Source organism: Dolichospermum heterosporum TAC447 (assembly GCF_024584745.1).
Lineage (GTDB): Bacteria > Cyanobacteriota > Cyanobacteriia > Cyanobacteriales > Nostocaceae > Dolichospermum > Dolichospermum heterosporum.
In genome coordinates this window covers 5,014,931-5,035,463 of the sequence record NZ_CP099464.1, presented here as the reverse complement: position 1 = coordinate 5,035,463, position 20,533 = coordinate 5,014,931, and the positions used below count along the sequence as shown (strand labels likewise).

At 37.9% G+C, this 20,533-nt stretch carries 29 protein-coding genes and 1 pseudogene; 10 read left to right on the top strand and 20 right to left on the bottom strand.

Annotated features, from left to right (window positions below):
- Positions 1 to 21: 21 nt before the first annotated feature.
- Positions 22 to 1,044 (bottom strand): ATP-binding protein, encoded by a 1,023-nt coding sequence (locus NG743_RS22910; protein WP_257120964.1) that lies wholly within the window; start codon positions 1,042 to 1,044, stop codon positions 22 to 24.
- A 558-nt stretch (positions 1,045 to 1,602) separates the two neighbouring features.
- Here NG743_RS22910 and NG743_RS22905 point away from each other — a divergent pair.
- The 4 genes from NG743_RS22905 to NG743_RS22890 all read left to right on the top strand — a co-directional run bounded on the left by NG743_RS22905 (position 1,603) and on the right by NG743_RS22890 (position 4,494).
- Complete coding sequence (locus tag NG743_RS22905) at positions 1,603 to 2,001, top strand: hypothetical protein (RefSeq protein ID WP_257120963.1); 399 nt, start codon at positions 1,603 to 1,605, stop codon at positions 1,999 to 2,001.
- A 95-nt stretch (positions 2,002 to 2,096) separates the two neighbouring features.
- Complete coding sequence (locus NG743_RS22900; protein WP_257120962.1) at positions 2,097 to 2,249, top strand: hypothetical protein; 153 nt, start codon at positions 2,097 to 2,099, stop codon at positions 2,247 to 2,249.
- Between the two features lie 778 nt (positions 2,250 to 3,027).
- Positions 3,028 to 3,468, top strand: a complete 441-nt coding sequence (locus NG743_RS22895) for a hypothetical protein (RefSeq protein WP_257120961.1) — start codon at positions 3,028 to 3,030, stop codon at positions 3,466 to 3,468.
- 144 nt (positions 3,469 to 3,612) lie between these two features.
- Positions 3,613 to 4,494, top strand: coding sequence for a DMT family transporter (locus NG743_RS22890; protein ID WP_257120960.1), 882 nt, complete (start codon positions 3,613 to 3,615; stop codon positions 4,492 to 4,494).
- 147 nt (positions 4,495 to 4,641) lie between these two features.
- On the opposite strand, the gene NG743_RS22885 is transcribed toward NG743_RS22890, so the two are convergent.
- Positions 4,642 to 4,875 (bottom strand): hypothetical protein, encoded by a 234-nt coding sequence (locus NG743_RS22885; protein WP_257120959.1) that lies wholly within the window; start codon positions 4,873 to 4,875, stop codon positions 4,642 to 4,644.
- Between the two features lie 301 nt (positions 4,876 to 5,176).
- Between NG743_RS22885 and NG743_RS22880 the strand changes: the two genes are divergently transcribed.
- Both NG743_RS22880 and NG743_RS22875 read left to right on the top strand, forming a co-directional pair.
- The gene (locus tag NG743_RS22880; RefSeq protein ID WP_257120958.1) at positions 5,177 to 5,563 is read left to right on the top strand and encodes a papain fold toxin domain-containing protein; all 387 of its coding nucleotides are present in this window, start codon (positions 5,177 to 5,179) and stop codon (positions 5,561 to 5,563) included.
- Positions 5,564 to 5,587: 24 nt separating this feature from the next.
- Positions 5,588 to 5,956, top strand: a complete 369-nt coding sequence (locus NG743_RS22875) for a hypothetical protein (RefSeq protein ID WP_257120957.1) — start codon at positions 5,588 to 5,590, stop codon at positions 5,954 to 5,956.
- A gap of 112 nt (positions 5,957 to 6,068) precedes the next feature.
- On the opposite strand, the gene NG743_RS22870 is transcribed toward NG743_RS22875, so the two are convergent.
- Together NG743_RS22870 and NG743_RS22865 are read right to left on the bottom strand one after the other, a co-directional pair.
- Complete coding sequence (locus NG743_RS22870) at positions 6,069 to 6,452, bottom strand: toxin-antitoxin system TumE family protein (RefSeq protein ID WP_193962785.1); 384 nt, start codon at positions 6,450 to 6,452, stop codon at positions 6,069 to 6,071.
- The gene (locus NG743_RS22865) at positions 6,442 to 6,732 is read right to left on the bottom strand and encodes a hypothetical protein (RefSeq protein WP_015079369.1); all 291 of its coding nucleotides are present in this window, start codon (positions 6,730 to 6,732) and stop codon (positions 6,442 to 6,444) included. The genes NG743_RS22870 and NG743_RS22865 overlap by 11 nt, the downstream gene beginning before the upstream one ends.
- Before the next feature lie 260 nt (positions 6,733 to 6,992).
- Here NG743_RS22865 and NG743_RS22860 point away from each other — a divergent pair, with 260 nt between their 5' ends.
- A complete protein-coding gene (locus NG743_RS22860) occupies positions 6,993 to 7,214 on the top strand; it encodes a hypothetical protein (protein ID WP_015079365.1) in 222 nt (73 codons plus the stop codon).
- Positions 7,207 to 7,620 (top strand): hypothetical protein, encoded by a 414-nt coding sequence (locus NG743_RS22855; RefSeq protein ID WP_168695715.1) that lies wholly within the window; start codon positions 7,207 to 7,209, stop codon positions 7,618 to 7,620. The genes NG743_RS22860 and NG743_RS22855 overlap by 8 nt, the downstream gene beginning before the upstream one ends.
- A 230-nt stretch (positions 7,621 to 7,850) precedes the next feature.
- On the opposite strand, the gene NG743_RS22850 is transcribed toward NG743_RS22855, so the two are convergent.
- The 15 genes from NG743_RS22850 to NG743_RS22780 all read right to left on the bottom strand — a co-directional run bounded on the left by NG743_RS22850 (position 7,851) and on the right by NG743_RS22780 (position 16,391).
- On the bottom strand, positions 7,851 to 8,276 hold the full coding sequence (locus tag NG743_RS22850; protein WP_257120956.1) for a type II toxin-antitoxin system VapC family toxin: 426 nt from the start codon (positions 8,274 to 8,276) through the stop codon (positions 7,851 to 7,853).
- Positions 8,263 to 8,502, bottom strand: a complete 240-nt coding sequence (locus NG743_RS22845; protein ID WP_257120955.1) for a hypothetical protein — start codon at positions 8,500 to 8,502, stop codon at positions 8,263 to 8,265. Before NG743_RS22845 ends, NG743_RS22850 begins: the two co-directional genes overlap by 14 nt.
- A gap of 379 nt (positions 8,503 to 8,881) precedes the next feature.
- Positions 8,882 to 9,229: a type II toxin-antitoxin system PemK/MazF family toxin gene (locus tag NG743_RS22840; protein WP_027401686.1), complete on the bottom strand. Its 348-nt coding sequence runs from the start codon at positions 9,227 to 9,229 to the stop codon at positions 8,882 to 8,884.
- Positions 9,226 to 9,543, bottom strand: a complete 318-nt coding sequence (locus NG743_RS22835; protein WP_015079366.1) for a hypothetical protein — start codon at positions 9,541 to 9,543, stop codon at positions 9,226 to 9,228. The genes NG743_RS22840 and NG743_RS22835 overlap by 4 nt, the downstream gene beginning before the upstream one ends.
- A gap of 163 nt (positions 9,544 to 9,706) precedes the next feature.
- Complete coding sequence (locus NG743_RS22830; RefSeq protein ID WP_257120954.1) at positions 9,707 to 9,841, bottom strand: hypothetical protein; 135 nt, start codon at positions 9,839 to 9,841, stop codon at positions 9,707 to 9,709.
- Positions 9,842 to 10,161: 320 nt separating this feature from the next.
- Positions 10,162 to 10,422: a ParE family toxin-like protein gene (locus NG743_RS22825; protein ID WP_027401687.1), complete on the bottom strand. Its 261-nt coding sequence runs from the start codon at positions 10,420 to 10,422 to the stop codon at positions 10,162 to 10,164.
- Positions 10,422 to 10,622 (bottom strand): hypothetical protein, encoded by a 201-nt coding sequence (locus NG743_RS22820; protein ID WP_027401688.1) that lies wholly within the window; start codon positions 10,620 to 10,622, stop codon positions 10,422 to 10,424. The genes NG743_RS22825 and NG743_RS22820 overlap by 1 nt, the downstream gene beginning before the upstream one ends.
- Before the next feature lie 437 nt (positions 10,623 to 11,059).
- Positions 11,060 to 11,443, bottom strand: a complete 384-nt coding sequence (locus NG743_RS22815) for a toxin-antitoxin system TumE family protein (RefSeq protein ID WP_027401689.1) — start codon at positions 11,441 to 11,443, stop codon at positions 11,060 to 11,062.
- Positions 11,433 to 11,723, bottom strand: a complete 291-nt coding sequence (locus tag NG743_RS22810; protein WP_027401690.1) for a hypothetical protein — start codon at positions 11,721 to 11,723, stop codon at positions 11,433 to 11,435. Before NG743_RS22810 ends, NG743_RS22815 begins: the two co-directional genes overlap by 11 nt.
- Before the next feature lie 369 nt (positions 11,724 to 12,092).
- Positions 12,093 to 12,398 carry a hypothetical protein gene (locus NG743_RS22805; RefSeq protein ID WP_257120953.1) on the bottom strand — a complete coding sequence of 102 codons (306 nt, stop codon included), beginning with the start codon at positions 12,396 to 12,398 and terminating at the stop codon, positions 12,093 to 12,095.
- Positions 12,395 to 12,946 carry a DUF6036 family nucleotidyltransferase gene (locus tag NG743_RS22800; RefSeq protein WP_168503736.1) on the bottom strand — a complete coding sequence of 184 codons (552 nt, stop codon included), beginning with the start codon at positions 12,944 to 12,946 and terminating at the stop codon, positions 12,395 to 12,397. Before NG743_RS22800 ends, NG743_RS22805 begins: the two co-directional genes overlap by 4 nt.
- A gap of 322 nt (positions 12,947 to 13,268) precedes the next feature.
- Positions 13,269 to 13,460 (bottom strand): hypothetical protein, encoded by a 192-nt coding sequence (locus NG743_RS22795; protein ID WP_257120952.1) that lies wholly within the window; start codon positions 13,458 to 13,460, stop codon positions 13,269 to 13,271.
- Positions 13,457 to 14,401, bottom strand: coding sequence for a hypothetical protein (locus tag NG743_RS22790; RefSeq protein ID WP_257120951.1), 945 nt, complete (start codon positions 14,399 to 14,401; stop codon positions 13,457 to 13,459). Before NG743_RS22790 ends, NG743_RS22795 begins: the two co-directional genes overlap by 4 nt.
- A 69-nt stretch (positions 14,402 to 14,470) precedes the next feature.
- Positions 14,471 to 14,893: a hypothetical protein gene (locus NG743_RS22785; RefSeq protein ID WP_257120950.1), complete on the bottom strand. Its 423-nt coding sequence runs from the start codon at positions 14,891 to 14,893 to the stop codon at positions 14,471 to 14,473.
- A 94-nt stretch (positions 14,894 to 14,987) separates the two neighbouring features.
- A complete protein-coding gene (locus tag NG743_RS22780) occupies positions 14,988 to 16,391 on the bottom strand; it encodes a site-specific integrase (RefSeq protein WP_257122174.1) in 1,404 nt (467 codons plus the stop codon).
- Positions 16,392 to 16,817: 426 nt separating this feature from the next.
- Here NG743_RS22780 and NG743_RS22775 point away from each other — a divergent pair.
- Positions 16,818 to 17,918 (top strand): annotated as a pseudogene (locus NG743_RS22775) (nickel-dependent hydrogenase large subunit); the annotation flags it as partial.
- A 226-nt stretch (positions 17,919 to 18,144) separates the two neighbouring features.
- A complete protein-coding gene (locus NG743_RS22770; RefSeq protein ID WP_027401694.1) occupies positions 18,145 to 18,567 on the top strand; it encodes a hypothetical protein in 423 nt (140 codons plus the stop codon).
- A 455-nt stretch (positions 18,568 to 19,022) separates the two neighbouring features.
- On the opposite strand, the gene cysK is transcribed toward NG743_RS22770, so the two are convergent.
- The gene (gene cysK / locus NG743_RS22765) at positions 19,023 to 19,964 is read right to left on the bottom strand and encodes a cysteine synthase A (protein ID WP_027401695.1); all 942 of its coding nucleotides are present in this window, start codon (positions 19,962 to 19,964) and stop codon (positions 19,023 to 19,025) included.
- Between the last annotated feature and the right edge of the window lie 569 nt (positions 19,965 to 20,533).

Genomic DNA, 20,533 nt, shown 5'->3' with positions numbered 1-20,533 from the left:
GAATCTCGTTTAAGGCTTGATTTAATAATTCTTGATCTTTTCGACAAAATCAGCATCACTAACCTGCCATTTCTCGATTTGTTGCCTTACACCAGGATCATTTAAGTAACTCTCGACATATAGCCGAACATCGTTGAGATTATCTTCATCATCATCCTTGATATCTATTCGTTTATTATTATTCATATAGAAATTCTGATCGTCTGCTTCACGGGAAGTAACAATGAAAAACACACCTTGAGGTAAGGCTTTAGGCAAACCAAGAATATTAAGCTCCCCATCTAACGGACTTCTCTTTGCTTCATCTAAAGCATCCACTAAAATAACTACTGTGTTATCTTCTTTGTTATCTTTCACTTTTTCTATTGCTTGTGGCAATAGATCTTCATCTATAAAATTTCTGTAAGTAAGTATTCTTTGTTCTGGTTGACATTCAGGCAATTTTGAATAAGGTAATTCATATTTAACAATCAGTTGAGAACAAATACTAGCCAAAAAACTTTCGGTTGAATCAGTTCCTTCAGTGACAAAATGATGAATCCATTCTCTCTCGTTCACTAAATTTGCCATCAATGCTGTTTTACCAATACCAGGCTCACCTTTAAGAATGATATAGCCTGAAGGAAAACTCTCATCGTTCAAATATTCGTCAATTTGATCATAGATATATTCCCTTCCGACAAATTCCCTTGTCTTGTCATCAACAATATTCTTGAAAGTCTGTTCAGGAATATGTCTTTTAAGTTCTTCTGCTGGGTTATGAGGATTAACGGAATTTTGCAGTCTATTCCATTCTTCTGGATCAACAATGTCGGTAACATCTACCTTTAAGAATTTACAGATTCTTTCAACATAGTAGTTCTCAATTGGTTTACCACCAAAAAATTCTCTTATCTTTTTTTCGTTAATCTGCCCGATTTTAGCAGCTTTGATTTCAGCAGCCATGTCTATAAAATTAATTTCCCTATCTTCATTTCTGGGATTGGGAATGTTACTCTTCAGTTCTTTCAATCGTGTTAGATTCCTTGCTGCAATTTTGCACATAGTTGATTGTTGCTCCTTTTAAGAAAATTACTACACAAACTTGATTTTACGGATCTCCTGACTTTTGAGTTAAAAAGTATAGCAGAATACAGTTTAGTGGCAATAGAGTTGCCTGAACCCTCATAGTAAGGGGTATAAGCATGGCTTGTCGCCCTACACTCATAAAAGTCGAATTAACTCACCAGACTGTGGACTGAGAGTCAGTCAATAAATATTTGACAAAATTTTCCTGTTAGGATACCACAATTCTGGGCTACCAAACCAAAAGTAAGGCGAAACAAAATGAGCTTCTGGATCGGCTGATTGCAGTCTAGTGTCCTTGCTGTGTAGGATTTTTACTTTAAGTTAATACCAAATTCTGCAAGGTGACTTTCCCCGCAACCCCTGTTCCTGTCTGCCCAAATCGTCACTGACAGATAATGAGTCCGAAATATCCGAAATATCCGAAATATCCGAAATATCCGTCCGAAATATCCTCGAAAATCACTAGAACCATGTGTCAATATTGCGTCATGGAAACAGAAACATTCTCTACTAACTACTAAGAGGAAAGTAATTATGCCTGGTACTGGAATGATTGATGCGTTTGAACGCTCTCAGAATCCCTCGAACAACAGTAGCTCAAATGCTTCAACAAGTTCTAACGGTGGTCAAAAACCCTCTGCCGTCGAAGCTGCTGTTACTGGCGCAATAAAAGGTGCTGTTGTTGGTACAGCAATTGCTGGTCCTATGGGAGGAGTCATAGGTGCGAAAGCAGGTGCAGCAATGGCTGGTGCTATTGCTGGTGCTAAATTTGGTGCTGCTGCTGGCGCAACTGCTGGAGCAACAGGCAATCTATCCGCTAATGGTTATAAGACAGAAGCTAAAGTGCTTGGAACGGCAGTGACAGCAAGTTCTGGTGTTGCTGCTGTCTCTAAAGCGGTCAACAGTGCCAAAGATAATAAAAAGAAAGACTAACCAATTTGAAACTTAAAGAGAGAGTGGTACTATCCATTCTCTCGACTTCACAAGTATCCAAACGCCATTCTTAATTATTCAATCAAGGAGGAACAATGACTACTAAACCATCATCTCGAAAATTGATTGAAGAATTTTACGATTTTCCAAAACGTCCAAGTATCACCGATACCATAACCACCACTGACCATATCATGAAAAGGGAGGTAGACGCTGGTTTAACAAAACGTGAAATTCGTAGAGACTAACTAATTTGAAACTTAAAGAGGGAGTGGTTATTCTCCATTCTCTCATTTCCCAAACTTTGCAGTTCAAAAAATGACAACATGTCATCCAAGCATCCAAAAACAATCTCTATTCGAGGACTTCAATCGTGTCAGAAGAAAAATCATGGTCAAATGTAGCTCAGTTCGTCGGCTTATGTGCTGCTACACTGGGCGCACTGGTTGCATCTAGTCGCTCTACACCACCACCACCGCAGCCATCAAGCAACAAATCCAAATCCTAAACTCAGTAAACCAATTTGAACCATAAAGAGGGAGTGCTTATTCTTCATTCTCTCTTTATCCAACAATTATCCAAAAAACATTCTCTATTCGAGGTCTTAAATCATGTCAGAGGAAAAATCAAATCTTCGTGCTATCGCGGGACTTGCCGCATTAACCGCATTATCTGTAGCTGGTCATCTTATGAGTGATTCAAAAGGCAGTAGTTCTAACACTAATAGTTCTACCACCAAAGACTCGAAGAGTTCTAACGTTATTCACGAACTTCGTGGTTCTTAAGAGTCCCTATTCACAGTGCAGTGTCTAGTTAACTGTTCATGGGGAGGAGAGAGTTAGTGATTTCAGTAAATTTTTAGTAGCTTGAAACCCTGACTCTCTTTCTACCCCTAAAAATTTAGTGTAGTGAATTTTGCAATACCTCTATCTAGCACATCTAGGAAAATGCAAAATGTGCTGACTGAAGCTCAACTTAGCCGTTACGTTCTTAAAATTGACATCAAATTAGCATAGGAGAATGATTATGAACTTTTTCAGTTTCATTGCAGAAGCTCTTGGTGCTTCTTTCACGGAAGAAAAAGTAAAAGACAAGCTAGAAAAAGATGGCTTAACTTCTTGGTCTGCATGGGTTATTTCAGCTGTTGGAGTATCTGGTTTAGTGCATTTAATACGAGAAATGTACTCAGCTTATGATTATGAAGCGGTTGAAGTGCTATTGCCTTATCTTAATACGGGGGTAAAAAATGCCTACGGCAAACAAACATGGAAAAAACAAGGATATGCAGAGTGGATTGCATTTGAGGATTATAATGAATTTCAAAAATGGTTTGAGGGTCAATCCCAGAAATACCAACAAGAAACTGTCAGTTTTTGGGCAAGATGGGAAAAACCTGATCCCGCCAGTGTTAGAGGCATACGCGATGAGAAATGGTTGAAAAAAGGCACATCTAAAGCAAAGGTATAAAAAAAGATTAGTAAGGAGGCAAGTTCATATACTGACTTCTCACTTTACTTGTAATAAAACTAAAAATGGTTAAGATCACCTTGGGGTCATTATAGGAAGTTTGACCCCTTGTTTTTTTCTATAAAAATTTAGACTTTAAACTCTATGGCTTGGTTATACTTCTCTTTGGCGGCTGCTTCCTTTGAGTCTCTCCGAGATGTCTTTAGTAAAGTTATCACGAATAAAGGAAATCAATCCTTAGATGAGTATTTAGTTGCCTGGGCATTAAGGGCATTTACCCTTATTATCTATCTACCTTGGTTGTTACTATCACCCAATCCAATTCCTATCATCGGGAAAGATTTTTGGTGGGCTTTATTAGCGGATGCCACCCTTTCAACTATAGGAGGTATTCTATATATGAGGGCTTTGCGCTTTGGGGATATATCTTTGACTGTGCCATTAATGGGATTTTCGCCATTATTTTTAGTGATAGCCTCCCCTTTTATTTTGAATGAATTTCCTTCAAAAGTACAATGTTTAGGTATTTTATTAATTTGTTTTGGTGCATATTTTTTAAATTTAAAGCCCAAGGAAAACAATTATCTCGCACCGTTAACATCTTTAATTAATACCCCATCTTCTCGATTAATGCTGGTAGTCGCTTTTCTATGGGCTTTAACCACTTCTTTTGATAAAATTGGAGCGAAAAACTCCTCACCCTTGTTTTTCTCGGCTTCTCTCTATTTTTGTACAGCTATAATGACATTGCCTATTGTTATGGTTTACTCACCTAATTGGTTGTCTAAATTAAAGGTTAATCTCGCTAAATTAACTTTATTAGGTAGCTTAAAAGCCCTTGATATGTGGTGTCATGTTATGGCGATCTCATCTACAGTAGCGGCAAATTCGGTGGCAGTGAAACAAAGCGGTTTATTGATGAGTGTGGGATATGGCTATTTTCTCTTCCACGAAAAAAACATTAAACAAAGATTTTTCGGTTGTACGATTATAGTGATTGGTGTCTGTTTATTAAGTGTATTGTAGTTTCAATTGATCTACGGAAGCTATCACAAATATGCCTTCACAAGCGGGGGGATTGTTGGACACAACCTCTTACGGTTGAACAACTGATAAAACAGTTTAAACAATCTCTGGCTTAACTGATTACATTATAGGGAGCTTGGGATGGTTTTATAACAATTGAACCTTATAAACCAAATAATAAAGGACTTGAATTAAAGACTCAAGAGAAGTGACTTCAAGAATTACCCAATTTTCTGCTAATAATCTATCTCGAACCTCCCTATCCTCCAACAGTCTAAGATAATAATCTTGGTCATCATCCTCGAAGAAAACCCCTAAAAAGACCTTAGTTCTCTCAGAAATAATGACCCATTCAACCTCAACCCAATCCTCTTTAATCAAACATTTTACTCGATGCTTTACTTGTCAAAAAGGAAACTTTTTTTTAGTAACGCACCGAAAATCAGTAAATAATCATAAATATGGTGCGTTACACTCCGTTAACGCACCCTACAGGATCAGCGAACTGCTTGCAGCAGCGCTTCGCTATCGCAATGCACGATCAAAATTATCCGATGTGATCAGCGATCGCATTAACCCAATATTAGCGATCGCTTCTCTCTCCCTAGTCATTGCACTACCAATGAAGGTTGTTTTCAATTGTGTGAATGTATTGTAAAATAAGAGCAACATTTTTTAGGAGTTGCTGTTTCTGAATGATTTTTTATCAGATGATTTAGCCATTGCTGAAATTCATCAAGCAATTGGTAATCTTGTCATTCGATTTCCATTACTTCATTGCCAAGAATGTGCCAAGACACTCAAACAGTGGCTACAACAACGTAAAATTCCTGGTAAACTTTGGCGACTTTCGACCATATACGACAATGAAGACTTTATTTTGAGCGATCGCCTAGAAAAACACGGTTGCTTTGAAACTATTACGGAAAATGGCGTTCATTACGGTGTTGAAGTTTTTGGCAAAATTTTCGACAACCTTTCCCGACAAGGACTATACCCAGATGACTGGATTCAAGATTTTACTTCTCTATCTAATGAGTTTAAAATAGAAGTAATAGAAGAATTTTGAAAATTTTTAATGGAGTTAAACTCAATGAGTACATTATTTAACTTACTCGAAAAAATTAAAACCAAACCAGGCTTATATTTGGGAACAGCATCTATCAGTAATTTACGGATGTTTATTTTGGGATATCGCTTTTCTCGTTCTGAATTAGGTATTACTAATACTGAAAATGAAAGTGATTTTTATAAAAACTTTCAACCCTGGCTACAAAACCGCTTATCTATCCATACTGTTAACGCTTGGGATAAAATTATTTTACTCACCTGTATTGATGAAAAAGCTGCATTTGATTACTTTTTTCAATTACTAGATGAATTTATCCAAAGAGACAAAAGCCAGGATTTTGAACCAATTCTGGCTGAACCATCCTCTAAAAATTCTCAAAAAGCTGCTTGAAGAATAACAGTGAATCTTAGTGTGCTGGTTGTTTCTGTTGCAGTTAATCCCAGTTAAGGAAGCACAAGACAATGGATTTTTAGCAATTCCTAGGTCGCGCTTCAGTATCGCACTATCCTAATATTTTTTTAACCTCATTGAGTACCTCATTTAAAAAAGGAGCATCTGATTTAATCACATTATCCTCACTTCCATCATGTTTATGATGAGGAAAAGTAGGGAGATTTAATTTTCGATGATGTTCAGTATTGTCATAACGAAAAATTAGTTTATTTTCTGAATCCATATATTGATAACTATACATTTTTCGATCTATGGAGATTTCAACATAGACAAATTCTCGTAAATGCAGCAAAGAATTATCTTCAAAATCAATTTTTCCTTTGATCAATCCTTCATATATTCCTCTTTTTTCACTTTCAATCTTGAATATTTTGACAATTTCTGAAGATTCAATTAAAAGCTGAATCTGTTGAAAATGATTTTCAATTAACAAAATCAATCTCCTCTATAGACTCTTTCATTTGTTGTAAATGTGTCAGCATTCGAGATTCGCCAATCCATTCATCAAAATCAAAATTATGGGATAATTCATCATTATTAAACCGGGTTATAAATTCCTTTGTTGATAATTGATACTTGGTTTCCAATTCTATAATTCGTTCTTCTGTTCTTTTTATTCCTGCTATTACACTTTGTAATCTTTCTGATAAAGCACTTTCAATAATTCGTCTGAGGGAATCTGGATCTTTTGATCTTAGTTTGAGTTCAGCCATTATTTTTTCTCTTCTGATACTGTGCAGTCTAAAAGATGTTCTTGGGGTGAGTAGTTGTTATTCCTTTTTTTATTCTATCACTTGATAATCAAGACGGTAAATACAAGATCGGCGATCTGCTTGCAGCAGCGCTTCGCGATCGCTTACCCATGAGATCGCAGTTAACCACAGTTAAGGAAGCACAAGATAATTTGCTCCAAAGAGAGTGTTACAATGAGACAGAGTGCAAAAAACTAGAATCTGTATCTTTCGTTGAACTTATGCTAACAACCACTCAGTTCGCTCCCATACTTAGGCAATTATCTCACTCCGATAAGCTCTTATTACTTAATTTCCTTGTAGCCGAGTTGCTCAGGGAGTCTGGTATTGTACCGATGTCTATTCAAGATGATGTCCATAGACAAGGTTTACATGACTCTTTTGAGGCTGCTGCCATTTTAGCTCAAGCATTAAAAGAGACACAAGAATTGACTCATGGTTAATAAAGTAAGATTTGCCTTCACTGAGGTAGATCCCAGTCTTGGAGCATTAAGTACACTTCCTTATTTACCACTGAAATTAACGTATCAAAATCAGTCTTTGAACGTTTCGGGTCTGTTGGATACTGGCTCTAGCGTTAATGTCTTGCCTTATGAAATGGGATTAGCATTAGGCGCAGTCTGGGAAAATCAAAGGTTGTCTTTGCCATTAGGCGGTAATTTAGCTAGATTTGAAGCTCGTGCATTAGTTGTGAAAGCCACTGTTGAACAATTCCCTGCTGTGGATTTGGCTTTTGCTTGGACACAAGATAAGTATGCACCGTTAATACTAGGACACATGAACTTTTTTCTTGCGTTTGATGTGTGTTTTTACAGATATGACTTGGTATTCGAGATTAGTCAAAGGTAGTTTTATTAAGAATTGTTTCAACATCTTTCTCAGGCTCATCACAATCTTGAATTAACTTGAGAACTACTTTAGCATAAGCAATTCCACTGCTTGATTCTGAAGGATGGCGAACTGCTTGCAGCAGAGCTTCGCTATCGCTTACCCATGAGATCGCAGTTAATCATAGTTAACGAAGCACAAGATAATGGAAATTGAGCGATCGCTTCCCTCGCCATAGGCATCGCACTACATCATAAAAATTCATGAAAGAGGTTATCGAACGGTTCTGTATTTTTCCAGCGATAGGTGTTAAAATCTCGATAATCAACCGATAAAATTTGGCCATGACCTAATTCTTCTGCCAGGATAACGAGAGAAGCATCGGCTAAATCCATCGGTAAATCTTTATATTTTTCCATTAGTTCTTCAATACGCTGGCAATGATGTTGTTTGAGATCAAAGATTTGTAGTTTTCCCGTAGAAATTTTATTAATAAAGATTTTTGGAGCATCTACTCCTACTCTTTTTTGTAATAGATAGCAAGTTTCTGTGACGACACACCAGGTTGTAATAAATTGCTGATTAGCTAAATCTTGAAATCGTTTTTTGGCGGCTATATGAACTGCATCTTGTTTATTGGCAAGAGCTAACCAAAAGCCTGTATCAACTATGATCATATTTTTGATTAAGTTCACGGTCTAAGTAATTTTTATAGTTTTTTGAGAGGTCTGTTTCAGCTTCTATGCAACCAATAAAGTCTGACCAGTCTGGCAAGGAATTTTCTGAGGATTCCTGTTGATTCAGAAGATAGCGTTTTTTCAGGACTTCTACGAGTTCGACTATGATTTGTTGTGCATCGGGAGGAAGAGACGCAATATCTTGTTGAATTGTATCTAAGTTCATAATCTAATTTTGCTGTTTCCTTGATTATAGTTTAGCAAAAAACGATTCCTGCGGAGCGCTTCGCTATCGCACTAACTCAATATTAGCGAACTGACAAGTCAGCGCTTACGCTATCACAGTTAAGGAAGCACAAAGAAATAGATATTGAGCGATCGCTTACCCATGAGATCGCAGTTAATCATAGTTAACGAAGCACAAGATAATGGATATTGAGCGATAGCGAAGCGCTCCGTAGGAATCGCTTACCCATGAGATCGCAATTAATCGAAGTTAAGGAAGCACAAGACAATGGATTTTGAGCGATCGCTTTGATCGCTTTTCTCAAAGATGTTTAACAGCCCCGTTAGACTGTACCTCACAGACTGCTGTTGAAACGAGACTAAAGTCCCAAACAATAGCGAACTACGGTTTCTATGTCCTGCATTTTAGCATCTGAGAGTTTGCCAGAAGGCTGGCTAGGAAAACGCTTTAAATCAAGTGAACGAATTTGAAAGCATAGAAATACTGTCTCGATTAATAATCCAGTTTCTTCAGGTAAACACCTCACATTTGTTGGGTAGTTTTTGGTGATATTTGTTCCTTTTGTACCAACAACTACTGTAACAACTAATGGTAATTGATTAATAGCATCTACAGAAAGCACTAAAACAGGACGCTCTCCTGCTTGTTCTCTACCTTGAACTGGATTAAGATTGACGGAGTAAATTTCAGATCGCTGAACGCTCATAACCTTTCTATTCCATCCAGTTCAGAGATTTCAAACTCAGCATTAATTAGACCTATCTCTCTTTGGATCTCTGGATCATTTGCCATATCAGTTAAGCTTGTCTCAATCAAAGTCCGCATTTTTAATGTATTAATTAGTTTAGGGTCGTTTAGGCTTATTGGTTGGAATATCTCCTGATCACCGTCTACCTGATCAATCAACTCAGGTAATAAGACAATAACCTTAACACGACTGCCGTAAGGAAATGTTAATGCTTGGTCTAAATTAATCTGCCCATTTGTGTTTACTGTCCCTACTAACTCAACAGCTTTCATAAAGCCTCCTTTGTTTTTTACATCAGTTAATCAAGTCCCCATATTTCTATTTAAGTTAAATTTCCTCCTGGTTGATCAAGAAAATGGATTTTGAGCGATTCCTGCGGGGCGCTTCGCTATCGCATTAACTCAATATTAGCGAACTGACAAGTCAGCGCTTACGCTATCGCAGTTCAGGAAGCACAAGATAATGGATTTTGAGCGATCGCTTACCCATGAGATCGCAGTTAATCACAGTTAAAGAATCACAAAACAATGGATTTTGAGCGATCGCATTCCCCAATATGATCAATCGCACTTAATCGCAGTTAAGGAAGCACAAGATAATGGATTTTGAGCGATCGCACTTAAACTAGAACTAGCGATCGCAGTTAATCGAAGTCAAGGAAGTACAAGAAAGTACAAGAAAATGGATATTGAGCGATTCCTGCGGAGCGCTTCGCTATCGCATTTCCCCAATATTAGCGAACTGACAAGTCAGCGCTTACGCTATCGCAGTTAATCACAGTTAAGGAAGCACAAGAAACTGGAAATGCTTTTCCCAAAGATGTTCAACGGTAAAATTATAAAGTGCATTAATGGAATATAACGCACCCTCCGGGTTGGCTGGACTGCTGGTTAAAGCTTACCAATGAGCTTGTCATATTCTGCGTGAGTTCCGATCCAAAACCAAGAAATACCGCTTTCTACCTCAACTCCTAAAGCCCGATAGTCTAATCCTGCTCGAACTGACCAGTATTTTTTACCGATCTTCTTGAAGTGTAATGATGGATGAGATGGATCAGCTTTCAAAAGTTCGTAACACTGATCTGCTGTTTCCTGAATTTGAGGGGGCAAATCGTCATAGCATTTCCAAAATCTTCGCGTTGTGTAGTGCATCAGAGTTCTCGGCAATGTCCCGCTTTAAACTCAGCGATCGCTTCTTCTGCTAAAGCCTCCAGTTTGCCATCTGCGATGTCTTGTTCTAGCTGCTCGTCCCAATGTTGGTAGTCTACGTCTAAGATCCATTGCCGAAGTCGCTGAAATTGTTCTGGTGGAAGCGTTAGAATAGCTGCTTCAATTTGTTCAATGCTTGACATATCGGATTATAGTTTTTTGACTTCAATCACATTATAGCTTTGTAGAGAGGAGCAATTTTAATTTTTACCCTGCCACTGAATATAAAACACACTCTGCACACATCTTTATTATTGATTTGTTTGGATATTGAGCGATTCCTACGGAGTGCTTCGCTATCGCATTAACCAAATATTAGCGATCGCACTATCACAGTTAAAGAAGCACAAGACAATGGATTTTGAGCGATTCCTACGGAGCGCTTCGCTATCGCATTCCCCAATATTATCAATCGCACTTAATCACAGTTAAGGAAGCGCAAGACAATAGATTTTGAGCGATTCCTACGGAGCGCTTCGCTATCGCACTAACCCAACATTAGCGATCGCAGTTAATCCCAGTGAAGGAAGCACAAGAAAATGGATTTTGAGCGATTTCTAGGTCGCGCTTCACTATCGCACTATCCTAATATTTGTTTAACCTCATTGAGTACCTCATTTAAAAAAGGAGCATCTGATTTAATCACATTATCCTCACTTCCATCATGTTTATGATGAGGAAAAGTAGGGAGATTTAATTTTCGATGATGTTCAGTATTGTCATAACGAAAAATTAGTTTATTTTCTGAATTCATATATTGATAACTATACATTTTTCGATCTATGGAGATTTCAACATAGACAAATTCTCGTAAATGCAACAAAGAATTATCTTGAAAATCAATTTTTCCTCTGATCAAGCCTTCATATATTCCTCTTTTTTCACTTTCAATATTGAATATTTTGACAATTTCTGAAGATTCAATTAAAAGCTGAATCTGTTGAAAATAATCTTCAATTAACAAAATCAATCTCCTCTATAGACTCTTTCATTTGTTGTAAATGTGTCAACATTCGAGATTCGCCAATCCATTCATCAAAATCAAAATTATGGGATAATTCATCATTATTAAAACGGGTTATAAAATCCTTTGTTGATAATTGATACTTGGTTTCCAATTCTATAATTCGTTCTTCTGTTCTTTTTATTCCTGCTATTACACTTTGTAATCTTTCTGATAAAGCACTTTCAATAATTCGTCTGAGGGAATCTGGATCTTTTGATCTTAGTTTGAGTTCAGCCATTATTTTTTCTCTTCTGATACTGTGCAGTCTAAAAGATGTTCTTGGGGTGAGTAGTTGTTATTCCTTTTTTTATTTTATCACTTGATAATCAAGACAGTAGCGATCGCAGTTAATCCCAGTTAAAGAATCACAAGATAATGGAAATTGAGCGATCGCTTACCCATGAGATCGCAGTTAATCCCAGTTAAGGAAGCACAAGATAATAGATTTTAAGCGATTCCTACGGAGCGCTTCGCTATCGCATTTCCCCAATATTAGCGAACTGACAAGTCAGCGCTTCGCTATCGCAGTTAATCCCAGTTAAAGAATCACAAGATAATGGAAATTGAGCGATAGCGAACTCCGTAGGAATCGCTTTTCTCAAAGATATTAAACAGTAAATTTAGCGGGTTTATATTTATAACTGAGTTCAAGAGCATTGCAAAAGCTATTTAGTTGATTAAGCAAAGCATTATAGTAAATGTAAGCATCCTCTCGTTCATCTTGGAGAAGGGCATATAAAGTTAGCTCTGGTTCTGGAGCTAAGTGATTTTTAGGGATATCTAAACCAGCTTCAGTTAAGCGGGTTGACGCGATCGCAGCTAACAATGCTCCAATTGTATTAGATTCACCACTGTGCAGATCACTCAGTCCAGGCAAGATTATCTCAGATCCTGGCAACTCATTGAGATTCATGATTGATCATCCTCCAGATTATCTTCACAACGTTCAATAAATTTCTCGACTCTGCTTCTAAGCATATCAGGATTAAGAGATGGGAATCTGATTAGTTCAGGTGCGATCGCTTCAAAACAATTCCGTAAATCATTCAAAGAGAATAATTTCTGTTTGTACATGGCTTCAATATCTTTAATATCACGGTCAAATCCCCTGGATAGTTTAGAAAGAGCTTGGGCTGTAAAATCATAGTGATAAAAGGAAATTTGACCTTGTTTGCCAATGAATACGCTTCTATCACGCCATCCTGGAAGAGGTGGCAAGAAATCCTGCGGAGATGCTAATTCGATATTAATGTTTAATTCTTGTTTGAGTTTGGCGATTGCTTGAAAAATGCCTGGTGGTTCAGGGTCTAGACGAATATCAACGTCAACTGTGGAGTTACGCCATCCAATTAGTAGCGCACTAGCACCACCTGTAAAGTAGATGCAGCCTGAACCCTGGGCTTCTCTACCTAAGACTTGCATCAGACGTTCTAACTTCTGAGTGTCAATGTTTGCACGCATATTTTTATTGATTTATTTGTTTGGCAATTGAGCGATCGCAGTTAAGGAAGTACAAGATAATGGATTTTGAGCGATCGCATTTCCCCAATATTAGCGATCGCATTTAATCACAGTTAAGGAAGCACAAGAATATGGAAATTGAGCGATCGCATTAACCAAATATTAGCGATCGCAGTTAATCACAGTTAAGGAAGCACAAGGAAATGGATTTTGAGCGATCGCTTACCCATGAGATCGCAGTTAATCACAGTTAAAGAATCACAAGATAATGGATTTTGAGCGATCGCATTTCCCCAATATTAGCGATCGCATTTAATCACAGTTAAGGAAGCACAAGAATATGGAAATTGAGCGATCGCATTAACTCAATATTAGCGATCGCAGTTTGGTATAACGTTCCTGTTGAGCGGCTGAAAGTGATCTTGGCAATCTCGCAATATCTATCAGAAGTCCGCTCCAACCGGGTTTTTATGCAGCGATTATAGTAGCCCTTTACAGAAGTTCTCCGTATCAATTAGTTCTTAACTTCAAAACGAAACCTATTCTAGGTTCTGGAAGGGATGGACTGCATCTGTCAGCCCTACCTGCAACACACATAGTCCGAACTAGAGGAACATTAACCACCTCGAATTGGATAGAACCAAAGTTGGGAATATCCATGCTCCCTGTCTTAGCTAGTTCAAGAAACTGTCCAATCGCTATGGTTGCACCTTTTTCTGCTGCAAACTGAGAGAAATACAAAAACTCTGAGGTAAGTTTTCCTTCAAGTTCTGCCACAAGTTGGCTAGAGAGCGCACCACCAGTAACAGTTGATGCAGCGATATTGACTGCTAAATTTTTGGCAGAAGCCCATTCAACAAAAGATCGGGAGGAAAAATAGGAAAAGGTTTCTCCCGCAGTTTTTTTAGCGCGCATTCGGTCGTAAGTATCATCCAGTTTCTCAACTACTCCTGGAGGTGTCACGCCCAAAGATGAAACCACGCTCCCAATTGATGGAACTTCGCCCTTCAAAACTCTGGCAATTGCGCTGGCATTGAGTGTCAAGTTGCCTAGTCCACCCTGCCCGCAACTCATTGTTGGGGTGGATTCAGTTGTGGTTATGTTGAAAAGGTAAGTGAAATTACAAGTAGCCGAAATTGGTGGAGGTTGAACAGTTTTCCACTGCATTTCAACGTCTGGATATGGAACAGTTTTCCATTGCATTTCTACAGATGGATAGGGAACATCTTTCCATTGCATTTCAACAACAGGTACTTTAACTGTCACGTCTCGGTACTTGTCTACTGGCACATTTGCTCTACTAATACATTTACCCCTGAAGCTGGCTAGACATCTAGATTCCATCTCAACATAAAGCACCTTCTTAGTTTGGGTTTTCATAACCGTGACAGGAACTTTTTCTTTCCGATACTTCGTCACCGGAACTGGAAACTGTTCTTTCCGGTACTTCGTCACCGGAACTGGAAATTGTTCTTTAATCTCGCCATACACATGTCTCGCTCGAGCGACTCCTTCAATCTTGATCTATTTACCCGCGATGTTGTAGCTGATACCTGTAAGCTCATACTTGCCTTCATTGCCGATTTCAGCCCCAGATAAATTAGCCAAAGCACCACTGATTTTACCTCCAATACTTGAAGCTAGGGAATTAACTTGTTCCAAATCTGGTACACACTTTAGCAATCGTGGCTCGGCAATTGGTCTCATCAGATTTAGCACCTCTGGCATTTGGATTTGGCTACATGCACTGAGTTGTGCAATTTCCTCATTAGCTTGAGAAAAATCCGGTTGACAGTCCTTCAGAGTATCTAAATTCGCAAGTGAAGCTTCAACTTCCTCTCTAGTACATATCCTAAGTGGATTAGCTCTAGCTTGTTTGATAAATACCGTTGAAGTTGTAGTCGCAAAAAGAGACATCGCAAAAAACGTTAAACAAAGCTTGTTCATCAATGTTATTCCAACTCTATATGGGTATTATACACAAATTTCTCTGTATATCCCTTAATTAACGTAAAAACCACCATAATTTATACCCAAATTCTTAACCGTGATAATAAACCTGTTCCCATTCCTCTGGATTTTTAGTAACCAAGAATTTCAACTTTTCAACTTCCAACTTCAACCTTTCATTCTCCATCCTCAACGCCAATATTTCATTCTTCTGCAACTCAACTAACGACTTTTGACTAATTACCTCACCAAAGGCTTTTTTCCGGTTTTCAATCCCAAACCATCTTTGATAGGTTTTTGTATGTTCATCAACAGTATGACCTAAATTGTCTGCTGCGGCTTTAATTGGTATTCCCTGAAGATGCGCTCGAATCGCGCAACCATGCCGTAAATCATAGGGTTGAAACTCAATTCCCACCTTTCTAAACCATCTAGATATATCTCTTCGCATCCAATTAATATTTTGTACAGATGCAATTTTTGCCACCTTTTGTTCTAAAATCTTTAATGGTTTGGGATTATGTAAATCAAATAATTCTATCCATTCAGGTACAAAAGGAATAACTTCTCGATATCCAGTTTTGGTATTTTTATTCACTTTCCAAGTATGATCTATATTTTGGGAAGACATCCACCAATTAATATCTGGTTGGACAAATAATTCCCTTGGTCTTAATCCAAACGTCGCCAACATTCCATATACCCAACGCCACATTTCCCAAGTATCTATTTCATCACTAATGTTTGTATTTTTGCGGTTGAGGGCGAATTTTTCAAACAGGTAAAAACCAGATATGATTTTTTGATCATCGGGTATTTCTCGATAAGCAGGAGTGACATGATCTCGTTTTACATCCAATTGAAATCCTAAATTAAAAGTTTTTATCAAAACCGAAGTTACTGCTATTAGTTCATTTTTTTTATTACCTTGAACTGAATTAATAACTTCCTCAAAATTTTCTTTTGTCGCTAAATGGGTGAGAGTCAAGTTTCTTTTAATGACAGATATATAGTTAGCAAAAGTATTTTGACTGGTGATAGTTTTCTGACGGGTTTGATAATATTTTTCATCAAATGTATTTAATAATTCCCCAATAGTTTTTATCTCTTGCTTCTCTCTCGATTTAATTCCTAAATACTTCTCATTCCACTCGAAAGTATGACGAGCAATTAATTTCCCCAACTCATAACTTTCTTCAATTGCAGTTTTTAATCCCTCTAAATTTGCGGGTATTCCTAGAGATAAATCATACTGCTTTTTTGTCTTACCTAAACTGTAATCTCCTGGTTTTAAAGGTAAGGTAGCTCGTAATTGGAGAGAATTGCCAGTTTGTTTAATACTAACTCTTATTCTCTCCCTTTTTAAATTATTATTAGCTTCAATTAACTTCTGTTCAAAAACTGCTTGATACTGTAATTCCGTTGCTTTTATTTTTGCCATTGTGCCTCTATAGCTGCCATCTGTAGTGTTCTGCGGCTCAAAGTCTGCAAACATATCTGCGAACCAGTCCCTTGAGTCTGCATTTGCATCCTCATGTAGAGATGGGGGATAGGTTTCCGATATTACAGTACAGCTATTTTCAGGTAAATAGACCACAAACCGACCTCTCTCCAAACCTCTCTCCTGCAAGGAGAGAGGCTTTGATTTACCCCCCTTCCAGCAACAAAGGTTTTTCTTTTTCCCTCTCCTCTTAGGAGAGGGTTAGGGAGAGGTAGGGAAGGGGCTGGGGGTTAGGTCTAATAATAGTAGTTCAAATACAAGAAAACTGCTGTAACTGTTAGGGATAAAAATTACCCTGACTCATTCCCTAAATATTCCCTTATTTATAAACTGAAATGGTGAAAATAAAATGTTCTGTCCGAGCAAAATTACCTGATAAAATAAGTTACTCAGGAACATTTACAGCATATCACCTGTTGTCATAGCAGTTATATGGTGCCTGGTGGTGTGATGTGCGCCCCAACTTTAACTGATATTACCCGCGCCTGGGCAATTTTGGAATATTTCCGCACCAATTGGTTAGAACCAGTTTGGTTAGGTTGTTCTTTAGAAAGATATGAAGAAATTCAATCTTATGAAGACTTTCAAAAGTGGTTAGATGAAGATGTTAAACATCGAGAATCTGACTTGGGTTTATATTGGCGCATGGGTTTAGATATCGGTTTAGATAGATATGGTGCAGGTGTGGGTAAATATGTGACTTGGGGTTATATTCCCCATGAGGATAAATACAATAAACCCACCATTGAAGGACGTAACGCGGCTGTGATTATGAAAGGCGGTGTTTATGATAGTTTTACGGATACTCATAGCTTGATGAATCAATCCTTTGCTCGTGAGAATTTAACCCATTCTTGGTATGATGAGGGTACAGAAGATTGGCATCCGAGCGATCGCACAACCACACCAATTAATAACAACCAAAAAGACTTTAATGGGGCATATTCTTGGTCTAGTGCAGTCCTCCACCAAGACTTAGGACGTTTAGAAGCAGGACCCCTAGCCCGTCAATTAGTTGCAGGGGGAAATCATGGGGAATCTTGGCAACATTATGACCCATTTATTCTCGATACATTTAAGAAAATGGGTGGTGCAAGTGTTCATCTTCGTCAATTAGGAAGAGTCCACGAAATAGTGAAACTATATCGCCAAGCTGAACGGTGTTTAAGAGAGTTCAAATTAAACGATCCTTGGTATATTAAGCCCGAAGAAAAAGATGGTAAAGGTTGGGGTGCAACTGAAGCCGCTAGAGGTGCATTGTGTCACTGGGTAGAAATCGAAAAAGGTAAAATTAAGAATTATCAAGTTATCGCTCCCGGTACTTGGAATATTGGACCCCGTGACGGAGAAGGACAACTAGGACCAATTGAAAAAGCATTAATTGGAACACCAATTCAAGACCCGAAAGACCCCGTAGAAGTGGGTCATGTCGCCCGTTCTTTTGATTCATGTTTGGTGTGTACTGTTCACGCCCACGACGCGAAAACCGGCGAAGAATTAGCTCGTTTTAGAACAGCTTAATTTATGTTACTTAATACTTAAGATCCCCGACTTCTTAGAGAAGTCGGGGATCTGTTCTTTTCTCTATTTTTCGATAAGTCAGGGTTCTATATAATTGTTATGTGCAGTACAAAAGTTCCCAAATCAGTGGGTTAGTCTGAATTTTAAGGAATAATTGATAATTCCTAACTATCAGATTAAGAATTATCAATTAGGAATTACTAAATACTAAAAGTGGTAACTAATTGTGTCTAATTTAGAACTACATCAATATCTTCCTAAGCTTCCTGAAGCCGCACTCCAAGAATTTATAGAATGGTGTATGTTGGATCAATCAACAGCCGCAGGATTAGAATTTAAACCTGATCAAAGTAAGTTAAAGAATTTAGCACCAGCGGATTATTCTAAGCAATTAGTTGACCAATTTATGAAAGTTAGACCTGACCCCATTAGAGCAGGTTTGGTAGCTGTAATTGCTGGCAAACAAGCCGATAAACACGAATTAACAGGTTTGGCTGCTGTGGTTGATTTTGTTTCTCTTTATGTTAAGTATTTAATTCCTAAAGATGGTACTAATCCAGAAGAAGCAGATGCAATTTTAGCTAAAGCATCACAACATCAATATGAGCAACTTGTAGAAATTGCTAAGAAACATGGTGTGAATTTATAAATTTGTAGGGTGGGCATTGCCCACCTCATGATTGATAGTTAACATGAGGCTTTATATTAATTATATTTACCAAATTAGACAGTTTATGCTTTAGCTGCGACTTTGTATAATTTGCTGACCAATAGACATCTGGTGAAAATTAAATATGCGTGACATGAAACCCCTGTAGAGACGTTCCATGGAACGTCTCTACAATCTTTACCGGAGATGTTTAATAATGAACCTTTACCCGCAGAGTTTAGAAAAACGGGAATAGCATTACCACCACCCTAACAGTTTAAGCCAAAAATTAGCGATCGCATCAATGTTACCATTCTCTAAGGTTTGAGAGGAAGAAGCAACAGGGAACAGAAAAACTCATGTTTAAAAACATGAAATTGAAATAATGACACTGTTTTTTTTCGTAAACCGGGTAAATGTTGGGTAACATACGTCAACCCAACCTTACAAAATGTTTAACTCATTAAATCTTGAAACAATGCGGTGCTTAAATAGCGTTCACCAAAAGAAGGTTGAATCATTACTATTAATTTACCCGCATTTTCTGGGCGTTTACCAACTTCAATAGCAGCAGATAAAGCCGCACCCGAAGAGATTCCTGATAATAAACCTTCCTCCCTAGCTAATCTCCGTCCATATTCAATTGCTGCTGCGTCCTCCACTTGAATTATTTCATCAATTAAATCTTGACGCAAAACATCAGGAATAAATCCCGCACCAATTCCTTGAATTTTGTGAGAACCGGGTTTACCACCTGATAGAATCGGACTGTTACTAGGTTCAACTGCAATAACTTGAAAACTTGGTTTGCGTTGTTTAATTACTTCAGCAATACCAGTAATTGTGCCGCCCGTTCCTACCCCAGAAATTAAGATATCAACTTCTCCGTCAGTATCCGCCCAAATTTCCTCAGCGGTGGTTTCTCGGTGAATTTTCGGGTTAGCTGGGTTGGCAAATTGTTGTAACATAAAGGCATTAGGAGTATTGGCAACAATTTCCTCTGCTTTGTTAATTGCGCCCCGCATTCCCTGGGTTCCTGGTGTTAATTCCAAACTTGCACCATAAGCCCTCAACATAGCCCGTCTTTCTTGGCTCATGGTTTCTGGCATAGTTAAAATTAACTTGTAGCCACGGGCGGCTGCTACCATTGCTAAAGCAATACCTGTATTACCAGATGTTGGTTCAACTAAAATGGTTTTACCCGGTGAAATTAAACCTTCAGATTCAGCGGAAAGGATCATACTTACGCCAATTCTGTCTTTGACAGAAGCCGCAGGATTCATACTTTCTAATTTGACAACTATCCTAGCTACTACTCCCTCGGCTTGGGGAATTTTATTTAACTGAATTAATGGCGTTTTTCCAATAAGTTCTGTTACGTCTTTAGCAATTCGCATTTTTTAACTCCTAAACTCCTAAAGTTTATATATTAATCTATTTCAGTTACATATTTATCTGATTAGTTCTTTATATTAGCCATTTTACCATAACTTCTGTCTATTCCCACAAGAAAATATTCCTAATTGTTAATACCTTCGCCAAATTGAAAAAAGTCTTGATTCGTAGGTTGGGTTGTTCGCGTGAGCGTTGCGGAGCAATAGCATGAAACCCAACATGAGTGTTGGGTATTGATTGTTGAAAATAATACTGTTCTACCTTCCTTAGAATATCTTAATTTTGTTTCTGAGTTATTCAAGATATCTTAGGTCTAGTCTTGTCATGAGATGCTGTCATTTGAGTACAGTTTGTACTTGTGAATCTTCCCTAATAAATATCTCAAACCAATAGCCGATATTAGTTTGGCTTTGAGTACAAAATACCCCGTCCCCTCCCTCAAAAATGCTAGTACCCCACTCAAAAAATACTAGCACCCCCACACCAAATATTTTTTTTAATGCTTGCACAGTCAGGATGACAGACTATGAGTATTATCGTAATCATCTTAATAATATTAATTCAACTCACT

Excerpts from the sequence above, each read along its gene's own strand:
- NG743_RS22910 (WP_257120964.1), bottom strand. The coding sequence starts at position 1,044 with ATGTGCAAAATTGCAGCAAGGAATCTAACACGATTGAAAGAACTGAAG.
- NG743_RS22905 (WP_257120963.1), top strand. The coding sequence starts at position 1,603 with ATGCCTGGTACTGGAATGATTGATGCGTTTGAACGCTCTCAGAATCCC.
- NG743_RS22900 (WP_257120962.1), top strand. The coding sequence starts at position 2,097 with ATGACTACTAAACCATCATCTCGAAAATTGATTGAAGAATTTTACGAT.
- NG743_RS22895 (WP_257120961.1), top strand. The coding sequence starts at position 3,028 with ATGAACTTTTTCAGTTTCATTGCAGAAGCTCTTGGTGCTTCTTTCACG.
- NG743_RS22890 (WP_257120960.1), top strand. The coding sequence starts at position 3,613 with ATGGCTTGGTTATACTTCTCTTTGGCGGCTGCTTCCTTTGAGTCTCTC.
- NG743_RS22875 (WP_257120957.1), top strand. The coding sequence starts at position 5,588 with ATGAGTACATTATTTAACTTACTCGAAAAAATTAAAACCAAACCAGGC.
- NG743_RS22865 (WP_015079369.1), bottom strand. The coding sequence starts at position 6,732 with ATGGCTGAACTCAAACTAAGATCAAAAGATCCAGATTCCCTCAGACGA.
- NG743_RS22860 (WP_015079365.1), top strand. The coding sequence starts at position 6,993 with ATGCTAACAACCACTCAGTTCGCTCCCATACTTAGGCAATTATCTCAC.
- NG743_RS22855 (WP_168695715.1), top strand. The coding sequence starts at position 7,207 with ATGGTTAATAAAGTAAGATTTGCCTTCACTGAGGTAGATCCCAGTCTT.
- NG743_RS22850 (WP_257120956.1), bottom strand. The coding sequence starts at position 8,276 with ATGATCATAGTTGATACAGGCTTTTGGTTAGCTCTTGCCAATAAACAA.
- NG743_RS22845 (WP_257120955.1), bottom strand. The coding sequence starts at position 8,502 with ATGAACTTAGATACAATTCAACAAGATATTGCGTCTCTTCCTCCCGAT.
- NG743_RS22840 (WP_027401686.1), bottom strand. The coding sequence starts at position 9,229 with ATGAGCGTTCAGCGATCTGAAATTTACTCCGTCAATCTTAATCCAGTT.
- NG743_RS22835 (WP_015079366.1), bottom strand. The coding sequence starts at position 9,543 with ATGAAAGCTGTTGAGTTAGTAGGGACAGTAAACACAAATGGGCAGATT.
- NG743_RS22825 (WP_027401687.1), bottom strand. The coding sequence starts at position 10,422 with ATGCACTACACAACGCGAAGATTTTGGAAATGCTATGACGATTTGCCC.
- NG743_RS22820 (WP_027401688.1), bottom strand. The coding sequence starts at position 10,622 with ATGTCAAGCATTGAACAAATTGAAGCAGCTATTCTAACGCTTCCACCA.
- NG743_RS22810 (WP_027401690.1), bottom strand. The coding sequence starts at position 11,723 with ATGGCTGAACTCAAACTAAGATCAAAAGATCCAGATTCCCTCAGACGA.
- NG743_RS22805 (WP_257120953.1), bottom strand. The coding sequence starts at position 12,398 with ATGAATCTCAATGAGTTGCCAGGATCTGAGATAATCTTGCCTGGACTG.
- NG743_RS22800 (WP_168503736.1), bottom strand. The coding sequence starts at position 12,946 with ATGCGTGCAAACATTGACACTCAGAAGTTAGAACGTCTGATGCAAGTC.
- NG743_RS22785 (WP_257120950.1), bottom strand. The coding sequence starts at position 14,893 with ATGAACAAGCTTTGTTTAACGTTTTTTGCGATGTCTCTTTTTGCGACT.
- NG743_RS22780 (WP_257122174.1), bottom strand. The coding sequence starts at position 16,391 with ATGTTTGCAGACTTTGAGCCGCAGAACACTACAGATGGCAGCTATAGA.
- cysK (WP_027401695.1), bottom strand. The coding sequence starts at position 19,964 with ATGCGAATTGCTAAAGACGTAACAGAACTTATTGGAAAAACGCCATTA.